At 49.5% G+C, this 16,130-nt stretch carries 13 protein-coding genes and 1 tRNA gene; 2 read left to right on the top strand and 12 right to left on the bottom strand.

Translation table 11 applies throughout. From position 1 onward, the window contains the following. Nucleotides 1–91: 91 nt before the first annotated feature. Nucleotides 92–850: an ABC transporter ATP-binding protein gene (locus QZP87_RS04265; protein ID WP_291321680.1), complete on the top strand. Its 759-nt coding sequence runs from the start codon at nucleotides 92–94 to the stop codon at nucleotides 848–850. Beyond that, the gene (locus QZP87_RS04270; RefSeq protein ID WP_291321681.1) at nucleotides 838–2,019 is read left to right on the top strand and encodes a SufD family Fe-S cluster assembly protein; all 1,182 of its coding nucleotides are present in this window, start codon (nucleotides 838–840) and stop codon (nucleotides 2,017–2,019) included. Before QZP87_RS04265 ends, QZP87_RS04270 begins: the two co-directional genes overlap by 13 nt. Nucleotides 2,020–2,254: 235 nt before the next feature. Here the strand turns inward: QZP87_RS04270 and secF are convergent, their stop codons facing one another. From secF to QZP87_RS04330, 12 genes are all read right to left on the bottom strand, one after another. Further along, nucleotides 2,255–3,370 (bottom strand): protein translocase subunit SecF, encoded by a 1,116-nt coding sequence (gene secF / locus QZP87_RS04275; protein WP_291321682.1) that lies wholly within the window; start codon nucleotides 3,368–3,370, stop codon nucleotides 2,255–2,257. 20 nt (nucleotides 3,371–3,390) lie between these two features. After that, nucleotides 3,391–4,992 (bottom strand): protein translocase subunit SecD, encoded by a 1,602-nt coding sequence (gene secD / locus QZP87_RS04280; RefSeq protein WP_291321683.1) that lies wholly within the window; start codon nucleotides 4,990–4,992, stop codon nucleotides 3,391–3,393. Nucleotides 4,993–5,207: 215 nt separating this feature from the next. Next, on the bottom strand, nucleotides 5,208–5,546 hold the full coding sequence (gene yajC / locus QZP87_RS04285; protein WP_291321684.1) for a preprotein translocase subunit YajC: 339 nt from the start codon (nucleotides 5,544–5,546) through the stop codon (nucleotides 5,208–5,210). 220 nt (nucleotides 5,547–5,766) lie between these two features. Beyond that, nucleotides 5,767–7,176, bottom strand: coding sequence for a M48 family metalloprotease (locus QZP87_RS04290; RefSeq protein WP_291321685.1), 1,410 nt, complete (start codon nucleotides 7,174–7,176; stop codon nucleotides 5,767–5,769). 68 nt (nucleotides 7,177–7,244) lie between these two features. Then, nucleotides 7,245–8,492 (bottom strand): transcription termination factor Rho, encoded by a 1,248-nt coding sequence (rho, locus tag QZP87_RS04295; RefSeq protein ID WP_291321686.1) that lies wholly within the window; start codon nucleotides 8,490–8,492, stop codon nucleotides 7,245–7,247. A gap of 1,050 nt (nucleotides 8,493–9,542) precedes the next feature. Then, complete coding sequence (locus QZP87_RS04300; protein WP_291321687.1) at nucleotides 9,543–10,070, bottom strand: CarD family transcriptional regulator; 528 nt, start codon at nucleotides 10,068–10,070, stop codon at nucleotides 9,543–9,545. 521 nt (nucleotides 10,071–10,591) lie between these two features. After that, nucleotides 10,592–11,215 (bottom strand): aminoacyl-tRNA hydrolase, encoded by a 624-nt coding sequence (gene pth, locus QZP87_RS04305; RefSeq protein ID WP_291321688.1) that lies wholly within the window; start codon nucleotides 11,213–11,215, stop codon nucleotides 10,592–10,594. Between the two features lie 382 nt (nucleotides 11,216–11,597). Further along, on the bottom strand, nucleotides 11,598–12,233 hold the full coding sequence (locus QZP87_RS04310) for a 50S ribosomal protein L25 (RefSeq protein WP_291321689.1): 636 nt from the start codon (nucleotides 12,231–12,233) through the stop codon (nucleotides 11,598–11,600). Between the two features lie 286 nt (nucleotides 12,234–12,519). Continuing rightward, a complete protein-coding gene (locus QZP87_RS04315) occupies nucleotides 12,520–13,467 on the bottom strand; it encodes a ribose-phosphate pyrophosphokinase (RefSeq protein ID WP_291321690.1) in 948 nt (315 codons plus the stop codon). Nucleotides 13,468–13,484: 17 nt separating this feature from the next. After that, nucleotides 13,485–13,559 (bottom strand) — tRNA-Gln (locus QZP87_RS04320). 1 nt (nucleotide 13,560) lies between these two features. Continuing rightward, nucleotides 13,561–14,430 carry a 4-(cytidine 5'-diphospho)-2-C-methyl-D-erythritol kinase gene (gene ispE / locus QZP87_RS04325; protein WP_291321691.1) on the bottom strand — a complete coding sequence of 290 codons (870 nt, stop codon included), beginning with the start codon at nucleotides 14,428–14,430 and terminating at the stop codon, nucleotides 13,561–13,563. A gap of 71 nt (nucleotides 14,431–14,501) precedes the next feature. After that, entirely contained in the window at nucleotides 14,502–15,920 is a 1,419-nt protein-coding gene (locus QZP87_RS04330) for a DegQ family serine endoprotease (protein ID WP_291321692.1), read from the bottom strand. Between the last annotated feature and the right edge of the window lie 210 nt (nucleotides 15,921–16,130).

Genomic DNA, 16,130 nt, shown 5'->3' on the forward strand with positions numbered 1-16,130 from the left:
CCGGAATTATTGAGAAGTTACAACGGTTACAGTCAAACAATTGCAAATATTCGCAAACAAGGACCAATCAACGCATACACGAGGAGTTGTTATGCTCAAAATGGAAGATTTGTACGTAAAGGTGGGCGGCAAGGAGATTCTCAAGGGAATCAACCTGCACATAAGTGATGGCGAGAATTATATTCTGTTTGGGCCCAACGGTTCCGGTAAGACTTCCCTGCTGATGACCCTTATGGGTTTTGACGGCTACGAGGTCGTTCAGGGCAGGATCTATTACAACGATCATGACATCACCAGCATGCCTGCTTACGAACGGGCAAGGCTTGGTATTGGCATGTCATTTCAACGTCCGCCGACTATCCACGGGCTCAAGACCAGGGATATGGTCAGGCTTTGTGCAGGGGATAGAAAGGTTGACATAGAAGATCTTGCAAAGGAAGTAAATTTTTCGGAACTGCTGGAGCGAGACATTAATGCCGGTTTTTCCGGTGGTGAAATAAAGAGGTCGGAGCTTTTGCAGCTTATGGCTCAGGATCCAAGCCTGATATTATTCGATGAACCGGAGTCAGGCGTGGACCTGGAAAATATGGCACTCATCGGCAGGATTATCAAGTCCATTCTGGATGGTCCTCTGGAACCGAGAAACGGGGTTTCCATGAAAGAACTGAAGTCCAGACATCAGACATCCGGGCTGATTATCACCCATACAGGTTATATACTGGATTATATCAACGCCGACAGAGGCCAGGTTCTTTATGAAGGCAAACTATGCTGCACTGCAAGGCCCAGGGATATCCTGGATCATATCAGCAAATACGGCTATAAGGAGTGTGTAAGATGTCTCAACTAAACGAATGCGAAAGTCCCAGAGTAGACCTTGGCAAATACAGTTTTGACCAGCAGGAGCAGTCTGCTCTGAAGGACTTGAGGCAACTGAGCGATGAAGACCGCAAGCGGTTGCTGATGGCCGGAGTGGATACCAACCAGACCCAGCGAAGCGGATCTTATCTGCACATCAACCACTCCAAGGTGCATTGCAGTTCCTCCCGGAAAGATGTCGAAATCATGGATATCAAGGAGGCCCTGGACACTTACGACGGGCTGCCGGAGTACTATTGGCAGGCGGTTGACAAGGAGAAGGACGAATTCACCAGGGCTGCAGCAGAAAAAGTGCATGGAGGGTACTTTATCAGGACGAAAAAGGGTGCCAAGATACAGGATCCTGTCCAGTCCTGCCTGTTTATCAAAGGCGAGAACGTCGGTCAGAACGTACACAACATCATTGTGGTGGAGGAAGATTCAGAGCTGCATGTCATTACAGGCTGCACCACCTCGGAGAATGTGACCTCTGCCCTGCACCTGGGTATTTCCGAGGTCTACATCAAAAAGGGGGGCAAACTTACCTTTACTATGGTTCACAACTGGGGCAGCGAGGTCATGGTCCGTCCCAGGACCATGGCTATAGTCGAAGAGGATGGAGTTTTTGCAAGTAATTATATTCTGCTTCGACCGGTGAAGTCGATACAGTCTTTTCCCACCGTATATCTAAACGGGGCGAGGGCTGTGGCCAGATTTAATTCCATCCTGGTGGCTCCCAAAGGATCCTACATAGACTCCGGAAACAAGATAGTGCTCAATGCCCCTGATACCAGGGGGGAAATCATCTCCAGGACCATTACTACCGGAGGTACAATAATCGCTCCCGGAATTATCGAGGGTAATATTGCTCCTGCAAAGGGGCATCTGGAGTGCAAGGGATTGGTGCTTTCAAACGGTATAATCCATGCTATCCCGGAATTAAAAGCTACTGTTCCAGGCGTGGAATTGTCCCATGAGGCTGCTGTGGGCAAAATAGCTCAGGAAGAGATAGAATACCTCATGGCTCGAGGACTAGACGAAGAAGAAGCGACCTCGACCATTGTCCGGGGCTTTATGAATGTGGATATCATGGGGTTGCCCGCTGAGCTTCACGCCAGCGTGGAAAAGACTATTCAGGAAACTGAGAAGGATATGTTTTAATGGCGTTATAAAAACGAAAGGGCTCCGGGGTTATTACTCCCGGAGCCTTACAATTATTTCTTCGATATCATGGGGTGCCGACAAAGGCCGCTTTAATCCAAGGCGGGCTACGCCCGCAACCCAATAAAGAAAAGAGCTTTTTTGACAGGATTTCAGGAGTAAGCCACTAAAATATAACTGACAACTGGGTTGCAGGCATAGTCAGCGTCAGGATTCAAGGTGCTGGTTTTACGTTCTATGCTCTTTTCTTCTGAGCCCGCTGGGCCATCCTGGTTTTCACATCGATAATTTCTTCCTTTTCCTCCTCGCCTGGAATTTCAGGTCTCAGCTTCAGGAGTATAGAACTGGCCACGAAGATCGAGGAATAGGTGCCCACAACTACTCCCACCAGCAGGGCAAAGGCAAAATCGTGAATTATGCCCCCACCAAGGATGAGCAGGGACAAAATGACCATGAGGGTGGTCCCTGAAGTTACAAGGGTACGACTCAGGGTCTGGTTGAGGCTGATGTTGATGGTATGCGAAAGGGACTCACTAATTTTTTTACGCATATTTTCACGGATGCGGTCATAGATGACAATGGTGTCATTAAGGGAATACCCAATGATTGTCAGTAAGGCGGCCACGATACTCAGATCGAATTCCTTGTTGAGCAGCGAGAATATCCCCACAGTTATCAGCACATCGTGAATCAGGGCTAGAACCGCACCCAGAGCAAAACTCAGCCTGAGATACCAGAAAAAGATCAATGATATCAAAAGGGCGCCCAAAATGAGAAAGACCAGCGGCACGGCCAGGATCTTCAGGAAGTAGACCCCCAGTCCCAGACCTGCCGCCATGAAGCCTGCGATAAACCACTTATGTTCAAAGCGTCCGGAAATATAAATGGAAATCAGCAATACTGCAAAGAAAAGTGCCTGCAGTGCGTTTTCACGCAGCTCCTCCCCAACACGCGGACCTACCATTTCCAGTCTCTGAAATGAGTATTCATCCTCCTGAAACTCTGCATTCAGGGCTTCACGGGTTCTTTGCCGGACATCGCTAGTGGTCATTTCCTCTGCAGAAGTCCGGACCAGGTATTCGTTGTCCCCGCGGTCTCCGAAGGTCTGGAGGGACATGCCCTGCAACCGGGCCTGTTGCAGAAGGGATTCCAGGTGACGCATATCCACTTCAGATTCAAACTTGATCTGGATAATAACCCCGCCGGCGAAGTCGATGCCGTACCTTGGACCCCCTTTGATCAACAGGGAGGTAAGACCCAGCAGTATAAGAGCCAGGGAAATAATCAGGGCCAGGCGTCGCCAGCCCATAAAGTCAAATCTGGTATCCGGTCTGATTATCTGAAAACCCATTATGGTTCTGCCTTACACGTTTAAATGTTGAGTGCTGTTTTTGGTTTGCGATAGGAAATCCAGAGATCAAAGATGACCCTGGACACAAAAATGGCAGTAAACATGGATGCCAAAATACCCAGAGTAAGGGTGACGGCAAATCCTCTTACGGGTCCGGTACCGAACTGATAAAGAATAAGGGCCGCTATGACAGTGGTGACATTGGCATCCAGAATGGTCAGCGTGGCACGGTTGTATCCCTCCTGTACCGCTGCCCTGGGCGAAAGCCCTCGCCTCAATTCTTCCCGTATACGTTCAAAAATCAGCACATTGGCATCCACTGCAATTCCGATGGTGAGTATGATCCCGGCTATTCCAGGCAGGGTAAGAGTAGCCCCGAAGCCTGCAAGCCCGGCCAGTATCAGAATAATATTCAGGGCCAGGACAGTGTTGGCTACAACCCCGGCGAAACCGAAGTAAAAAACCATGAATATCACCACCAGAGCCCCTCCGATGAGGGCTGAGCGCACACCACGTTCGATGGACTCCTGCCCCAGGGAAGGCCCGACAGTCCTTTCTTCCATGATGTGCACAGGTGCAGGCAGCGCTCCGGCCCTTAAAACAACCGCAAGGTCATGTGCTTCCTGAACTGTAAACCGGCCTGTTATGCTGGCCCTGCCTCCGGAAATCCTTTCCTGGATAACCGGTGTAGAATAGACTTCTCCGTCCAGAACAATGGCCAGCCTTTCCCGGATGTTTTCCCCGGTGATCCTCTCGAAAATCCTGGCGCCGCGGGAGTCAAAGGTCAGAGAGACGTAAGGGTTGTTGCGCTCGTCAAAAGCTGTATGGGCGTTGGTAATATGTTCCCCGCTCATGAGGGTTTCGTCCCTGAGAACTACAGGGTCCCTGCGTTCAGTGCCGTCCGGAAGTTCTGTGATCTGGTAGTACAGACGGCTTCCCGGAGGAAGAATCCCTTCCTCGGCCCTTCGAAGATCGGCGTCCTCGTCTACAAGCTTGAATTCCAGATGTGCGGTCTGACCGATGATATCAATGGCCCTTTCAGGATCGTCCATACCAGGGAGCTGGACCTGAATCCGGTCCTCTTCCTGTTTGCGGATGTCCGGTTCTGCCAGGCCGAACTGATCTATACGGTTGCGGATGGTTTTGACAGCCTGGTCCATGGTCATATTGTGCATCTCTTGTTTGAGCTGCGGGATATATTCCAGGGTGTAGCGGATGCGGTCGTCCTCCTGCTGCACTTTGTCCACCACTTCCAGGTTGGGATGTCTGTCCCTCAGAAGCTGCTCCAGTTGACCCTGCTGCTGGCTTCTAAGGAGGGTAAACTCCAATTGAGTATCCTCGTTCACCGTGGGCCGGAGAACATGGATTTCATTATGCCTGGCATCTTCACGAATATCCCGTCCCGCCTGGGCCAGGGATCTTTCCATGGCTTTTTCTGTCTCGACCCCAAGCATGAGGTGGATTCCACCCTGTAGGTCCAGACCAAGGTTCAACTGTCTGTCAGGAAGGTATTGACCAAGTTTTGAATCCTTGATCTGGGAAAAAGTAGGCAGAAAAAATGCCAGGCTGACAAACAGCACCAGTAATATGATGGGAATTTTCCAACGCAGGTTGGCCTTCATGAGTAACTATCCTGAAATTAAATTAATTTTCTTATCGCCTTGACAGTAAAAAGTTCCAGTGCATCCCTCTGGATTTAAGGATCATTTCCTTCAGGGCAAAAAAATATACGCCCTGCCTAATATCTTGCAACCTGACCTTATCTGAAAAAGATGTGGTTTTCAGGCTTGACTTGATTGGTGTTGCCTTGGCATGCACCCGGGATAGCAGGACCGGATTATTCTCTTTTTACTGCATCATGGCTGGGATCAGCCAGGCCTGCGATATAATTACGATTGGCCTTTATTTTGGTGTTGTCGCCTATCTCCAGGGTCAGCACTTCGCTTTGAATGTCTGAAATTCGTGCATACAGCCCGCCATTGGTGAGCACATTGTCTCCTCTTTTGAGGTTGGCCAGAACGTTTCGATGTTCTTTTGCCTTTTTCTGCTGAGGTCGTATCAACAGAAAATAAAAGATGGCGAACATGAGGATCAAGGGTACGAAAGCAGCCAGGGGGCTGCCAGCTCCGGATTCAGGGTCAGCTCCCATGGCAAAAATTACGGTTTCCAAGAACATGTGTTTCCTCCTGATATGAATTGTTGTTATTATCGTGACAGGAAATACCCAAAAAAATGCGCTGTTTTATAAGCAACAGGCAATTTGAACAGGCGTATCTATCATAAAATAAAACGATTGTCCATAAAAAACAGTGCCGGGAGAGCCGACATCCTCCGGGCTGTATGCCTCCGGGCATGAAGCAGTGCGGCATGCAAAGCTCTGAACAGATACGATCAAGTCAGGATTTTTTCCAGTACTTGAGCCTTTCCTCATAAGCATTTTTCAGTTCCTTCAGTTTTTGTTCCTGCTCCGGGCTCTGGGCCGCCTCTCTGGCTCTGGCCAGGTGAAAATCAGCCCTGCTTCTCTGATTGCTGAAAATGTGGGCATAAGCCATATGCAGGTGAGCCATGAAGTTGTCGCCTCCGCCTCCGTAAGTGCGGGCCAGGTACTCATGCACCCGGGGGTTTTCTGGCATTTTTTTCAAGGCTTCATGAAAGTAGTTGATGGCGGTATCCCTGTCGCCCTTTTCAGCCAGAACTCTGGCATAGAATAAAAGAGCGAGACTGTCTTCAGGGTTCAACATTACTGCTTTCTGCAGAAGCTCGCCTGCTTTTGCCAACTGGTCATACTGAAAATAAAACCTGCCGGCCTCCCTCAGGAACAGGGGATCACTGTCATCGCAGGACAGAAGTTTTTCAAAATTCTGCTGAGCGTCCCGCACCCGGTTCATACGGCTGTTGGCTATCCCCTGGCCCAGGTTGGCCAGGCATTCATCCCCGGTCTCTTTGCGAAAGTGATCCAGGGCTGCCGCAGGGTCGTCATGCCTGGCCCGCAGAAGAGTCTGCACCCTGTAAAGTTTGCGGTTGTCGTCTTGGCGCTCAAGGAGATGGTCATCCAGCCGTTCAATGCGATTCCTCAAATAGTTGATACGTTCATCTACCCCGGGGTGGGTGCTCATGTAGGAGGGAATATCTCCACCAGCGAAAAACTGCAGCCGCCTGATCTTCTGCAGGGCTGAAACCGCTCCTTCAGGGTTGTAGCCTGCCTGGATGAGGTAATTCATTCCAATATGGTCAGCTTCCCGCTCGTCCTCTCTGGAATAACTTAAAAAAGCGGATTGTGCTCCTGCTATGGAGCCCACTGCAAGAGTCTGGCCGGCGTCCGCACCCACAAGAGCTCCGGCGATAATGCCCAGCAGGGCGCCGGCGCTGATTTTTTTTGAACGCTCAATATTCCGGGCAACGTGCCTCTGAGTAATGTGCGCCAGCTCATGGCTCATGATGTAAGCTAGTTCGGACTCGGTTTCCATCCTGGTTATCATGCCCGAAAAAAGGACCATGTACCCTGCTACAGTAGCCATCGCATTCAGGGATCTGTCCTCTACAACATCCACCTGAAGCGGGAAAGGCTGGGGCGGGGCGGCTTTTTCAAGCCTGGAAGCGATTTCCTGGACGTAGCCGGTGATTACCGGATCCTGGACCACCTCAAAATTGCTCCGTATAAGTCTGTGTACCTTTTGGCCCAGTTCTGCCTCGTCACTAATGGTAAACTCGCCGAATATAAAGGAGTTGACCTGTGATGCGGGAACACACAATGCCAGCATCAGGAGAAGGCAGGTGAAAACTTTCAGACGGTAAAGGCTCGGCATGGTAAAAACCCGGGGAGCTGTCTTAAGGACAGCCCGAGATTATGCAAAGCAGGGACTTTGCTTGCAATCTACTTGTTCATCATGTCCAAAAACTCCCTGTTGCTTTTGGTTCCTTTCATCTTATCAAGCAGAAATTCCATACTGTCAATACTATTCATGGGCGCAAGAACTTTGCGGAGGATCCAGACCTTGTTGAGCACGTCCTCGGACAAGAGCAGGTCTTCCTTGCGGGTGCCGGATCGGTTGATGTCAATGGCCGGGAAAACCCTCTTGTCTGCAAGGTGGCGATCCAGGTAAATCTCCATATTGCCGGTGCCTTTGAATTCTTCGAAGATGACCTCGTCCATCCTGGATCCGGTGTCAATAAGAGCAGTTGCAATAATTGTCAGGCTGCCTCCTTCTTCAATATTTCTGGCGGCTCCGAAGAACCTCTTGGGCCTTTGCAGGGCGTTGGAGTCCAGACCTCCGGAAAGCACCCGGCCCGATGAAGGGGTTATGGTGTTGTAGGCCCGCCCCAGCCTGGTAATGCTGTCCAGGAGAATAACCACGTCATTCTTTCTTTCCACCAGCCTTTTGGCTTTTTCCAGGACCATTTCCGCAACCTGGACATGCCTCTGAGGGGGTTCGTCAAATGTGGAACTGACTACTTCAGCGCTGACGGTTCTTTCCATGTCAGTTACTTCTTCAGGGCGCTCATCTATCAGAAGTACAATCATGAAAACGTCAGGATTGTTGGTGTTGATGGAATTGGCAATGGACTGCAGCAGAATGGTTTTTCCCGTCCTGGGCGGCGCTACAATAAGTCCCCTCTGGCCTGTGCCTATCGGACTTAAAAGGTCAAGGACCCGCGAAGAGTAATTTTGCGCTCCGTTTTCCATTACAAAGCGCAGGTCCGGGTAAATAGGGGTCAGGTTATCAAAAAGTACCAGGCTCTTGGATTCGGATGGCTCTCCATATCCCACCTGGTTGACCCTCAAAAGTGCAAAGTAACGCTCACCTTCCTTGGGGGGGCGGATCTGTCCTGCAACTACATCCCCGGTACGCAGCCCAAACTTGCGGATCTGGGAGGGTGAGACGTATATGTCGTCTGGTCCAGGCATATAGCTGTACATGGGCGATCGCAGGAAGCCGAAACCATCAGGCAGAATTTCCAGAACTCCCTCTCCTGAAACGGTACCGTTTTGAGAGGCACAGGACTGCAAGATGGCAAAAATCAATTCCTGTTTGCGCAATCCGCTGGGGTTTTCGATTTCATACTCCTTGGACAACTGCATCAATTCTCTCATGGACTTGGTTTTGAGATCAGACAGGTTCATGAATATTATCTCCTGAAGAAGTAATTAATAGTGGAAACAAAAAAGTTAAGTATTAACCAAAACTATTAGCACTATAGCACTACAGCGAAACTTATAAAACTTTTCAACCTGTCCCCAGCTTTCCTGAAAAGCGCTAAACAGATACCCCAAAGAAAAGATCTGGATTCCGGATTGCGCTGGAATGACGAATGAGAGCAGATCATTAAATTGTGATGTCATACCGGCGAAAGTCGGTATCCAGGAATACCGCCCGGAGTCTTTGAGAAGTTACAGAAAGTTGACTGTCAAGGAAGCTGGCTGCCTGGGCTAATGGGATTATACCTGAGTGACTTTGATGATGAGTCTTAAACACTGCAGTGAAACTAAAAAATTTACCTCCGGGGAATGGCCTCCCGGCAAATATTTGTAATAATCCGAAAAAATTCCTTCAGATAGAAAATGCGTAACCATTCAGAGGGGCCTGGGTATTGATTGCTGGTACCAGGCCCTGGGGACTGTCCCCGCTAAGTACTATCTATGCAGGTTCACACAGCTTAGCGTTTGTCATATTTCATCTGTGCAGGACAGGTGTCGCGGGGACTGTCCCCGGGCCGGTTCCGGCACCCCCTGAATGGTTACGAAAATGCGGGGTAGCTGTTCCAAAATGAGATAATGGAGCTGAAGAGGCTCTTTCGGCATCCATCATTCAGCGCTTTGCATATTGCATGGGGTATGGTTCTTCCGGGACCCCTCCGGCACTCACCAGGGATAGTATGTGTTTCCAGCCGGCTTGTTTAGTTGATTAAGGTGAGTGCCGGACTATCCCATAATTTCCTCGTAAGGACTAATCAGATACTGTCGCATATATTTATCAGGTTGTGTCCGGGGTAGCCTGTCTTCGGGGAATTTGGTCCAGGACGGCCACACGTCCTGGGGTGGATAAAATACTCTTTTCATATTGGGTTGATGACAAAGCCCGCGTTAGAAAGACATACAATATTTGCGGGAGCCGAAAAAAATGCCAATAAAGGCACGGTCCTGTGGTCTAAGGTCTGTGTCCGGGTTTTAATATCACTCCCGATGATCTTCTTCATGTATTTCCGGACTTAGGATGTCGGAAAAAAGGGACTCAACTTTAGCTTTGGCCTCAGGCTGATCAATCTTCAGGGAATAGGACAACTCCATGGAGATAAGAGTCATGGCCTGTTCCATTAGTCTTCGTTCACCAAATGAGAGTTCTTTGTCCCGGCTGATCAGAAAAAGTTCTTTAAGGACATAAGCTACATCAGTGAGATCCTTGCTCTTGAGTTTGTCGGAATATTCCCGATATCGCCGATTCCAGTTCTGTCCGGAATATCCGGTAAAGTCTGAACGGTCTTCGAGAAAAGAAAGGATTTTAAGGCCCTCCTGCAGGTCGCTTACAGGCCTCAAGCCTACATTTGTTGCATTGTTTACCGGAACCATAAGGGTGACATTGTTGCTCAGGATACGCACAATATAAAGTGTTGCCTTGGCACCCCCCAACTCCTGTTCTTCAATTTTTTCAACCCTGCCCACACCCTGAGCAGGATAAACAACCAACTCGCCAATTGAAAACACTATAGGCCTCCAAAACTTGAACCGAATCAGCCTGTTCGTCGGAGTTATCCCGCACAACGCCGGATATTACCTGAGCAGGCGGGATAAAAACACCCGGCAAGCTTATTATTTCGGATATCGAAGGAATAAGAGAAATTGCTGACTCCTAAGGTCATCAGGCTTCTTCATTGCCTGTGGAAGTTATCTTAACCTAAAGCATAAAAATAGTCCATGGCTTATCAAGACTTTTTCAGGGTATCTGTTTAGCGCTTTGCATGTGGCTAAGAATACTGATACCTCGTCCTCCTGCTCTTCTCTCTGCGGGCTCTGCGGCTCAAGGCCTTCTTAGGCCGGGCGTGAGATATTCTTTTCTTTACATGCAAGTACGCTTAAACCGGAAGAACCACAAAAAAACCTATGCGTAATTATTATTACCTTCACAAGTGGTACTCAGAGAGGGAAAGTCCACCTAAAGCGGGGACAGTTCCGGGTCACATCCAAGGCCTGATTGCCGGCATCTACATCGAGAACCGCCTGAACGGTTACGTATTGATGACCTGCAGGGCCTTTTGCTCATCATGAGTAAATATGATCTTTATTGAATTAATGGCCTTCTCCAATGATTGCTGTAACAGGTCATGTTCCCCAGGCGTGAACTTTTGAAGTACATAATGACTAAGAGGGGATTGATCTTCAGGACGACCGATCCCCATCCTGAGTCTGGCGAAATCTTTGGTGCCCAGAAGTTCGGTAATGGAACGCAGGCCGTTGTGACCAGCCAGGCCGCCGCCGAACTTAAGCTTTACTCTGCCCAGAGGCAGGTCCACTTCGTCGTGTATTACAAGGATTTTTTCAGCTGGAATGTTCAGGCGACCAGCATGGTAAGCAACAGCAATTCCACTGCGATTCATATAGCTTAAGGGTTTCAGCAGATATCTGGAGGCCTGATCTTCGAGCCTGACCCATTCCCAAAGCACAAATTCATTATTGTCAGCCAGACAGCGCAATCCATGCCCTGTTGCAGTCTGGATACTATCCAGCAGGCGGTCAATGACCAGAAAACCCATATTGTGCCTGGTGCCGGCATAGCGTCTGCCTGGATTGCCCAGTCCTGCTACGAGTCTGGGGCCGATCACAGGGTTTGTGGTGTTGTCATTGCCTGTCATTTAGTGACTAACTCTTGAAAACCTGTCACAAAAAAGAAGAACACTCGAGCCAAGACGGGGGGCCAGCGCCTGGCACTGGAACAGTCCCGCACTTATATCACATATTGTTGTAAAGCCATCAACTAAAAAAAATCATCAGAAAAAATCAGTGCGGGACAGTCCCAAGTCGGATAAGAGTACTTCAATATCCTGGGTAACGGGCAAACCCAGCCTAGCGCTTTTGTATCTGTTTAGTGCTTTGCATGTCGCATGGGGACAGGTACCCCCGCACTTATGTTTATGGCAGAAAGGCTTTTAGAATAATTGAAAAAAAATAAGAGCGGGGAGAGCCGGTCATCCTCCGGCCAGGAAGCCATGCGACATGCAAAGCGAAAAAAAGATACTATTCAGCATGCTTTTCCTCTTCTGCAGTCTCCTCCTCCTCCTCCTCTGCTCTCTCGGGTTCTTCTTCCTGCATGGGCGGCACCAGGCCCACAACAGCAAAATTTTCCTCAAAAGTCACTTTAGCTCCTGCAGGTAGTTTCAGGTCTTCTATGTAAATGTTGTCGCCTATCTCCAGTTTGGAAACGTTGACATTCACCTGTGAGGGAATGTTGGCCGGAAGACAGGTTAGATCCAGGGTTTCTCGAAAGAATCTTATAATACCGCCATCCTCGGCGCCTTTGGGGGTACCTGTGACCTCTACCGGTACTGCGACGGTAACTTCCTTGGTGAGATCCACTCCGTAAAAGTCCACATGCATGTATATTTTTTTGTAGGGATGACGGTCTATGGACCAGATAAGACAGGGCTTTTTTTGTGTTTCTCCGGCCTGGGTGTACTCCAGTTCCACTACGTTGGTGAAACCGACCTGGTTCCATGCTTTGTAAAACGGACCATTTCTGATTTTCAGAGGCATGGTGTCTCCCTGGGCGTTATAATAAACTCCGGGAACATAGTCGGTGCGGCGCAACTTTCTGGCTGCGGACTTTCCTGTTTCAGTTCGGACTTCAACTTTTAGATTGTAAAGCTCGGACATCGTTTACTTGCTCCTTATGCAGAACCGGCAGACATGCCGGCCTGTTAATTATTATGTCTTTCGGGCCAGACCAGGTATCTATGCAAATTTATTGATTTTATTTCTTATATCCAGGAATGAAGAACTAAGAACCAGGAACTATGAACTCTCAATTCACTGAGATATTTATACCGGTCAGGCCTGTGGAGAAACCATTATGTTTATCCCTGAATCCGTGAAAATGAATAAATTTCACGGATTCAGGTGATAAAGTTTGCAACCTGGCTTGCTGCCGGGAGGTAACTGCCTAATGAGAAAAAAGCACGCTTACGGATGATTCGGTATGTATGTTGTGAATGGCCTTGGCAAGCAGGCTGGCCACCGATATGACCTTGAACCTGGAGCTCGCCCTGGCCTTTTCACCCAAAGGGATTGTGTCTGTCACCACTATTTCGGAAAAGTGAGACTTCTCCATTCTTTCAACAGCAGGCCCTGAAAGTACCGGGTGGGTAGCACAGGCAAGAACCTGGCTGGCCCCTTTTTCTGACAACACTTTGGAGGCCTCCATCATGGTCCCGCCGGTGTCGATCATGTCATCCAGAACAATGGCCACCTTGTCTTTGACGTCGCCTATGACGCGCATGGCCTGGGCTGTATTGGGAGTGTCCCGGCGCTTGTCTATTATGGCCAGTTCTGCCCCCATCCTCTTGGCATATGCCCTGGCCCTTTCAGTGCCACCGGCATCAGGGGAAACCACCACTGCCTGATCCCCGAACTGCTTTAGATAGGTCAAAAGTACCTCAGCAGCAAAGAGGTTGTCTACCGGAATATTGAAAAATGCCTGAATCTGACCTGCATGCAGATCAATGGTCAGTATCCTGTTGACTCCGGCTACCGCTATGAAATCCGCTACCAGTTTAGCGCTTATGGGTACCCTGGGGACAACCTTCCGGTCCTGGCGGGCATAGCCATAATACGGTATAACAGCGGTAACCCTGCCTACGCTGGCTCGTTTGAGGGCGTCAAGCATGAGGCACAGTTCAAGGATATTGTGGTTGACCGGTGCGCAGGTGGGCTGGACCACAAAGACGTCGTCACCACGGACATTGTCTCCGATCTCAACTCTGCTTTCACCGTCGCTGAATGTACACACCAGGGTAGGACTCAATGTCATCCCCAGATGTTCGCATATTCCCCTGGCCAGTTCAGGGTTGGCATTGCCGGTAACAATTTTCAGTTCCCTGTGTCCGGGCATGAACCTGGTCCTTTTGTTGGCTGGGGCGGAAGGATTCGAACCTCCGAATGACGGGACCAAAACCCGTTGCCTTACCGCTTGGCGACGCCCCAATCAATTAATCGTGGAATAATAAAATGAGATGTTCTGACGGTCAAGGGTGTTGCAAGCCTGCAAAAGATTACCTTTGTTGCGGAACAGTGCGCACAGGCTTGATCCGGAACCGCTCATTACACAACCGTTTGCTCCTGCCTGGAGCATTTGCAATTTTAGTTGGGCCAGTTGTGGATATTCAACAAAAATAGTTTGTTCAAAACAGTTGCTGAGAATCAACCGCTCAAAACCGGTTTCTTTATAACTTGTAGGTCCGGTTGTCAATACTGGCTTGGTCAAGGCAGAACTGCTTTTTGCGTACCGGTCATGTGTCATGTACGCCCAGGCAGTGTCAATTATTAATCCAGGACAGACAACAAGTACATGCAGGCCTTGGAGGTTCAGGTTTATCGGCTGGATGATTTCCCCCTTTCCACTGACACGTGCTGGAATGTTGGAGACAAAAAAGGGTACATCGGCCCCTGTTTTTGCAGCCAGATCCATGAGGTGTTTTATTTGAAGTGCCCTGGATTTATTAAGGGAGTTTAGAAAAAGCAAGAAAGCGGCAGCGTTGGCACTGCCGCCTCCTAGACCTGAACCCACCGGCACTTTTTTGTTCAAATATATCTTCAGCCCAGGTTTAAAACCACTGGCTGAGGTAAAAAGGTTGTAAGCGCGAAACAATATATTGCTGCTGGTTTCCAGGCTTTTGGGGCAGGAGCGCAGAGTCAGGCCGGGGCTGGAGTCAATAGCTATGTTCATCTGGTCCCGGGGCCAGCTCAGTGGATAAAAAATTGACTCCAGATTGTGATAACCATCCGGCCGTATGTCAAGTATTCTCAGGTAAAGGTTGATTTTGCAGCCGGATGCTAAGCTGAAGGTCTTGCTCATAAAAATATAGAAAAGGCGGCATTACTGAGGCAATGCCGCTGTAATACCGCCTTGTTGTTAACTTTTACAGGTTAATCCCTGATGGGGATAGTCCTGAAGATATTCTGACCCTGCCTGTTTACGAGAAGCATCATGACCTGTTTGGGCCTGGCGTCTTCTTCCAGAATCCTGAAGAAGTCATCGATGCTGTCAACCCGCTTGCCGTTGGCCTGCAGAATCAGGTCGCCGGGGGCGATATCCGCGCGGTGAGCCGGAGATCTGAGCTCTACCTCAGTGACAAGCAGCCCCTGTGGCTCACGAAGCCCCAGTTGCTCAGCCTCTTCCTGGGTAGGTGAGCGTAGAGACAGGCCGAGGTCAGCCTTCTCGCTTTCCGGTTCAGGCCCTGGACGCTCTTCTAAGCGAGCCAGGTCTCTTTCACCCAGGGTTATAGTAACTTCTTTCTTAGTTCCTTCTCGCCAGAAGCCTACGGTGGCTTCGGAGCCTGGAGAAAGCTGACCGATTTTCCTTGTGAGGTCGGACGAATCCTCAACAGGTTCACCGTTCAGCTGCACTATAACGTCCCCGGCCTGCATCCCTGCTTTTTCGGCGGGATCACCCGGCGTTACCCCGGCAACCAGAGCTCCCCTGGCTTCTTCCAGTTCCAGGGCACTGGCAATATCCTGGTCGACGTTCTGGATGGTTACCCCCAGCCAGCCCCGGCTGACCTTCTGGTCGGTCTTGAGCTGATGTATGATGTTTTCAGCCATGGTACTTGGAATGGCAAATCCGATTCCCTGACCCGCAGCCACAATGGCGGTATTAATTCCTATCACCTCGCCCTGGAGGTTTAAAAGAGGTCCGCCGCTGTTCCCTGGATTGATGGAGGCATCAGTCTGGATGAAATTATCATAAGGCCCGGCACCGATTACCCGTCCCTTGGCGCTGATAATGCCGGCGGTAACCGTGTGGTTGAGGCCGAAGGGATTTCCTATAGCCACCACCCACTGCCCTACCTTCATATCATCTGAGTTGCCGAACTGCAGAGTAGGCAGGTCAATGTCAGTATCCAGTTTTATAAGAGCCAGGTCTGTTTCGGGATCTGTGCCCACCATCCGGGCGTCAAAGGTCTTTTCTTCATCATCCAGACTGAATGTGGCCTTGATCTGGTCAGCACCTTCAACTACATGGTTGTTGGTGACAACATATCCGTCCTCAGAAATTATAAAACCTGATCCAAGTGATCGCTGTTCTCTGGGTTGGCGGTCCCGTTCTCCGAAAAAACGCTCAAACTGGTCAAAAAATTCTTCAAAGGGGTGTCCACGGTCTCCGAATCCCCGGAAAAAATCGCCCATGTCAGGTCGCTCAACTTTTTTGACCGTGCTGATATTGACTACGGCTGGACCTGCTTTTTCAGCCAGATCCGAAAACTCGGGCAGAGAAGCACCAGCTAAGCCGCCTGACCATAAAAAAATTAGGATCAACAATAGGACAGATCTGATATATAAGCGCATTGTTCCTCCAGAAAATGGTTTTTATAGTTGTTGAGAAGGGGTGAATGCCCAGGAATCGGATTTTGTGTATCAGTTTAGCGCTTTCCTTCTAACACTACAGCGAAACTTATTGATTGACCTCCGGGGACTGGCTCTCCCCGCACTTATTTTTAAAACCTGTCAAACTTCCTTCAGAAAAATAAGTGCGGGGGTGCCTGTCCCCAATTTCGA

It is taken from the genome of Desulfonatronospira sp. (assembly GCA_003563255.1).
Taxonomy (GTDB): Bacteria; Desulfobacterota; Desulfovibrionia; order Desulfovibrionales; family Desulfonatronovibrionaceae; genus Desulfonatronospira.